The following is a 4681-nucleotide window of genomic DNA, read 5'->3' on the forward strand; positions in this document are numbered from 1 at the left end:
CTGGAGCCCCGGAGCCGCCCAAGGCCCCGGCAGACGCCCCCGCGGCGGCCTGACGGCCGCGCCGAGGGGCGCACGGTTGCCCTCCCGCCGGGCTCGGTCGTGCGGGCGCTCACCTGACCCGGAGGTCAGGGGCCCGGGTGCCCTCGGGGCCTGCCCGGTTTGCGGATGCGAGTGCCGGATGTGAGGGGCCGGCCGAAATGCGGGCCGTACCGGGCCCCGTGGGGTTCACACGGCCGTGGGGCCCACCGGGCCGCCGCGCGGGTGTTCATGCCCGCCTCGGCGGCCGCTCAGGTCCACAGGTCGGTGATGCCGACGCCCAGCTCGGCCAGCAGCCGCCGCAGCAGCGGCAGCGAGAGCCCGATGACGTTGCCGTGATCGCCCTCGATGCCGTCGATGAAGGGTGCGGACCGGCCGTCGAGGGTGAAGGCGCCCGCGACGTGCAGCGGCTCGCCCGAGTCGATGTACGCGGCGATCTCGGCGTCCGTCGGATCACCGAAGCGCACCACGGTCGAGGCCGTCGCCGACACCTGACGGCCGCTCGCGGTGTCGACGACGCAGTGGCCCGTCTGCAGCACTCCCGCACGTCCCCGCATCGCCTTCCAGCGGGCGGTGGCCTCCTCGACGTCCGCGGGCTTGCCCAGCGCCTCCCCGTCGAGCTCCAGTACGGAGTCGCACCCCACCACCAGCGCCCCGGACACCTCGGCCCGGCCGGCCACCGCGGCCGCCTTCGCCTCGGCGAGCACCCGGGCCAGCTCGCCCGGTGTGGGCGCGCTCAGCGAATCCTCGTCGACGCCGCTGACGACGACCTCGGGCGCGAAACCGGCCTCCTTGAGCAGATCGAGCCTGGCGGGGGACGCGGACGCGAGAACGAGACGGCGGGACCGTGGTGCGGAAGTCATGCCGATCAGGGTAACGAGCGCCGCCGTACGCGGAAACAAACGTTCGCGCGGTAGCGGGCGGCGGGGCACGGCCGACTCCGCGGCCCCTGCATCCCGTCTTTCAACTGTCCCGTCGGCCAAGCGGGTTCAACTGAGTACGAGTACTCAGGCGCACCGCCCGTGGGGCGGTCACCATCGAGGACATGCTCTGGTCCGACCGCGACGACAAACCCCCGAAGGAGCTGCGCGAGACGCAGGACATGCTGCATCGGGCGGGCTTCCTGCTGGCGCTGGCCATGGTTCTCGCCATGATCTTCGCGGGCATCCGCTGAGGCCGGTCCTGCGCGAGCGGCTCGCGCGGGCCCGTGTCGCCCCGGTTGGCGCCGGCCGGAGTGGACGGGAGCCCGGCCTTCCCTCCGTGCGGGGCACGGCGAACCGGGCTGGTGCCCGTCCGCCGGAAGCGGGGAACCGGCCGAGACGGGTCACCGTGCACCCGGGTCCGCGGCCGTCGGCCTGGCTGAGCGGGAGGCGGAGCGCCGGTCGTGGCCCGGCCGGTCGAGCCGGAAGGACGGTCCAGGGCCGCCCCCTGGTCGGTCCGGCTGGAGCAGTACGACGGACATGGCCCGGGGCACGCCGGGCAGTGCGTCGGGCCACGGGCCTGGCGGCGCACGGAGAACGGGCCGGTCCCGGACGCGTGGGGAGGGTCCGGGACCCGGCCGGTTCGGGTCAGGGTGGACAGTGAGCCGGCCGCGGCGCCGGCACGGGCGGAGGGACAGCCGTCGGGCCGGGCAGGCAGGGGCCGAGGACGCCGGCGGGCCCCGTCGGCGGTTGAGCCGCCGGGCGGGGCCCGCGACCTTCGGTGCGGTTCGGCGCGGCCGTGACCGCCTGGGGCTCCGCCGCATGGGCGGACCGGTCGCGGCGGACCAGCGGGTGGGCGCCGGGACTACCGGCGGAGCGCTCAGCCCGGCCAGTAGGTGCGGGCCCAGGACCGCGGGCCCGGCATGGGCAGCCGGTGGCGCGCCACGCGCGTCGGCGCGGACCACTCGGTCGGCGGCTCCGGCGCGTCCGAGGGCGTGCCGGCGGCCACCGCGGCGCGGGCCCGGACCACCGCCAGTGCGGCGGCCAGCTCCTCGGGAGTCGGGTTGCCCCGTACGACCTTGATCATCGAAGGGCCTCCTAGAGCGGGATGTTGCCGTGCTTCTTCGGCGGGAGGGACTCCCGCTTGGTCCGCAGCTGCCGCAGCCCGCGCACGATGTGGGACCGGGTCTGGGAGGGCATGATCACCGAGTCGATGTAGCCGCGCTCCGCCGCGATGTACGGGTTGAGCAGGGCGTCCTCGTACTCCTGGATGAGCCGGGCCCTTGCCTCCTCCTGGGCCGCCTCGTCACCGGCCGCGGCGATCGTGCGGCGGTGCAGGATGTTCACCGCGCCCTGGGCGCCCATGACGGCGATCTGGGCGGTCGGCCAGGCCAGGTTGAGGTCGGCGCCCAGGTGCTTGGAGCCCATGACGTCGTACGCGCCGCCGAAGGCCTTGCGGGTGATCACCGTGATCAGCGGGACGGTGGCCTCGGCGTAGGCGTAGATCAGCTTGGCGCCGCGCCTGATGATGCCGCCGTACTCCTGGTCCACGCCGGGCAGGAAGCCGGGCACGTCGACGAAGGTGAGGACGGGGATGTTGAACGCGTCGCAGGTGCGGACGAAGCGGGCGGCCTTCTCGCTCGCGTTGATGTCGAGGCATCCCGCGAACTGCATCGGCTGGTTGGCGACGATGCCCACCGGGTGGCCCTCGACCCGGCCGAAGCCGGTGAGGATGTTCGGCGCGAACAGCGACTGCGTCTCGAAGAACTCCCCGTCGTCGAGGACGTGTTCGAGCACGGTGTGCATGTCGTACGGCTGGTTGGCGCTGTCCGGTACCAGGACGTCCAGCTCGCGGTCCTCGTCCGTCAGCTCCAGGTCCGCCTCCTCCGGAAAGGCCGGCGGCTCGGAGAGGTTGTTCGAGGGCAGGTAGGACAGGAGCGACTTGATGTACTCGATGGCGTCCTTCTCGTCGCCCGACATGTGGTGCGCCACACCGGAGGTGGTGTTGTGCGTACGGGCGCCGCCCAGCTCCTCGAAGCCCACGTCCTCGCCGGTGACCGTCTTGATGACGTCCGGTCCCGTGATGAACATGTGCGAGGTCTGGTCGACCATCACCGTGAAGTCGGTGATCGCCGGGGAGTAGACCGCGCCGCCCGCGCAGGGGCCGACGATCAGCGAGATCTGCGGGATCACACCGGAGGCGTGGGTGTTGCGGCGGAAGATCTCGCCGTACATGCCCAGCGAGGCCACGCCCTCCTGGATGCGGGCGCCGCCCGAGTCGTTGATGCCGATGACCGGGCAGCCGGTCTTGAGGGCGAAGTCCATCACCTTGACGATCTTCTGGCCGAAGACCTCGCCGAGCGCGCCGCCGAAGACCGTGAAGTCCTGCGAGAAGACGGCGACGGGGCGGCCGTCCACCGTGCCGTAGCCGGTGACGACGCCGTCGCCGTAGGGGCGGGTCTTGTCCAGGCCGAAGTTCGTGGAGCGGTGCCGGGCGAACTCGTCGAGCTCCACGAACGAGCCCTCGTCGAGGAGCAGCTCGATCCGTTCACGCGCGGTGAGCTTGCCCTTGGCGTGCTGCTTCTCCACCGCGCGCGCGGAGCCGGCATGCGTCGCCTCCTCGATGCGGCGCTGCAGATCCGCGAGCTTGCCCGCGGTGGTGTGGATGTCGATCTCGGACATCGGGATGCGGCTCCTGCTCTCGTACAGACAGGTCTTCAGGCTGGTGGTGGCTACTGCGTCGTAGCGTAATGGCGCCTTCATCGCCGGGCAGTGCGGCATTTGCCACACAGCCGTGCGGTTGCGGGTGCGGCGAAACCTGTGGTGAGAGGCCAGGTGGGAGGCCACGTTCGCAGGACTCGGCGCCAGCGGCCAAGCTGGTGGCATGACTCCTCCTACCCAGAATCCCGGCGGCCGATGGTCCGACCTGGAACGGCCTCCGCTGAACGCCGCCGCGCTGCGCCGAGCCCTGGTGCGCGAAGACAGCCTCTACAGCGACGTCCGGGTCGTGGCCGCCACCGGCTCCACCAATACCGACCTCGTCGCGCTGGCCGCAGACGGCACGGCGCGGGCCGGCTCTGTACTGGTCGCCGAGGAGCAGACGGCCGGCCGGGGGCGGCTGGACCGGCACTGGATCGCGCCCGCGCGGTCGGGGCTGTTCTTCTCCGTCCTGGTGGATCCGGGCGACGTGCCACCCGTCCGGTGGGGCTGGCTTCCGCTGCTCGCGGGGGTGGCGACGGCCGCCGCGCTGACGCAGGCGGCGGGTGTGGACACGGCCCTCAAGTGGCCCAACGACATCCTCGTCACGGTCGGGGGAGAGGAACGCAAGGCGGGCGGGATCCTCGCCGAGCGGGTCGAGGGCGACGGTGTCGTGATCGGCGTCGGCCTCAACGTGACGCTGCGTGAGGACGAGCTGCCGGTGCCGGGCGCGGGTTCGCTGGCCCTCGCCGGGGCACCGAACCTGGACCGGGAGCCGCTGCTGCGTGCCGTGCTGAGGTCCATCGAGCGGTGGTACCGCGACTGGGAGGCGGCGGGCGGCGACCCGGCCGGGTGCCGGCTCGACGAGGCGTACGCGGCAGGGTGCGCCACCCTCGGCAGGACGGTCAGGGCCGAGCTGCCGGGAGGGCGGGCGGTCGTCGGCGAGGCGGTCGCCGTGGACGGCGACGGACGGCTGGTCCTGGCCACGGAGGACGGGGTGCGCGAGCCCGTCGGGGCGGGCGACATCG

At 73.1% G+C, this 4681-nt stretch carries 5 protein-coding genes; 2 read left to right on the top strand and 3 right to left on the bottom strand.

Annotated features, from left to right (window positions below):
• Window positions 1-287: 287 nt before the first annotated feature.
• On the bottom strand, window positions 288-899 hold the full coding sequence (locus GUY61_RS34980; protein WP_166634346.1) for a nucleoside triphosphate pyrophosphatase: 612 nt from the start codon (window positions 897-899) through the stop codon (window positions 288-290).
• A 182-nt stretch (window positions 900-1081) separates the two neighbouring features.
• Here GUY61_RS34980 and mmpB point away from each other — a divergent pair, with 182 nt between their 5' ends.
• Complete coding sequence (gene mmpB, locus GUY61_RS41360; RefSeq protein WP_279576889.1) at window positions 1082-1210, top strand: morphogenic membrane protein MmpB; 129 nt, start codon at window positions 1082-1084, stop codon at window positions 1208-1210.
• 626 nt (window positions 1211-1836) lie between these two features.
• Here the strand turns inward: mmpB and GUY61_RS34985 are convergent.
• On the bottom strand, window positions 1837-2043 hold the full coding sequence (locus tag GUY61_RS34985) for an acyl-CoA carboxylase epsilon subunit (protein WP_166634347.1): 207 nt from the start codon (window positions 2041-2043) through the stop codon (window positions 1837-1839).
• A gap of 11 nt (window positions 2044-2054) precedes the next feature.
• Complete coding sequence (locus GUY61_RS34990; RefSeq protein WP_166634349.1) at window positions 2055-3638, bottom strand: acyl-CoA carboxylase subunit beta; 1584 nt, start codon at window positions 3636-3638, stop codon at window positions 2055-2057.
• A 202-nt stretch (window positions 3639-3840) separates the two neighbouring features.
• Between GUY61_RS34990 and GUY61_RS34995 the strand changes: the two genes are divergently transcribed.
• Window positions 3841-4681: biotin--[acetyl-CoA-carboxylase] ligase (locus tag GUY61_RS34995; RefSeq protein WP_166634348.1), on the top strand; the 841-nt coding region annotated here is incomplete at its 3' end.

Source organism: Streptomyces sp. GC420, from assembly GCF_009916105.1.
Taxonomy (GTDB): Bacteria; Actinomycetota; Actinomycetes; order Streptomycetales; family Streptomycetaceae; genus Streptomyces.

What these genes read in the sequence shown, in the direction of transcription:
- mmpB (WP_279576889.1), top strand. Translation starts at nt 1,082, where the DNA reads ATGCTCTGGTCCGACCGCGACGACAAACCCCCGAAGGAGCTGCGCGAG.
- GUY61_RS34980 (WP_166634346.1), bottom strand. Translation starts at nt 899, where the DNA reads ATGACTTCCGCACCACGGTCCCGCCGTCTCGTTCTCGCGTCCGCGTCC.
- GUY61_RS34990 (WP_166634349.1), bottom strand. Translation starts at nt 3,638, where the DNA reads ATGTCCGAGATCGACATCCACACCACCGCGGGCAAGCTCGCGGATCTG.
- GUY61_RS34985 (WP_166634347.1), bottom strand. Translation starts at nt 2,043, where the DNA reads ATGATCAAGGTCGTACGGGGCAACCCGACTCCCGAGGAGCTGGCCGCC.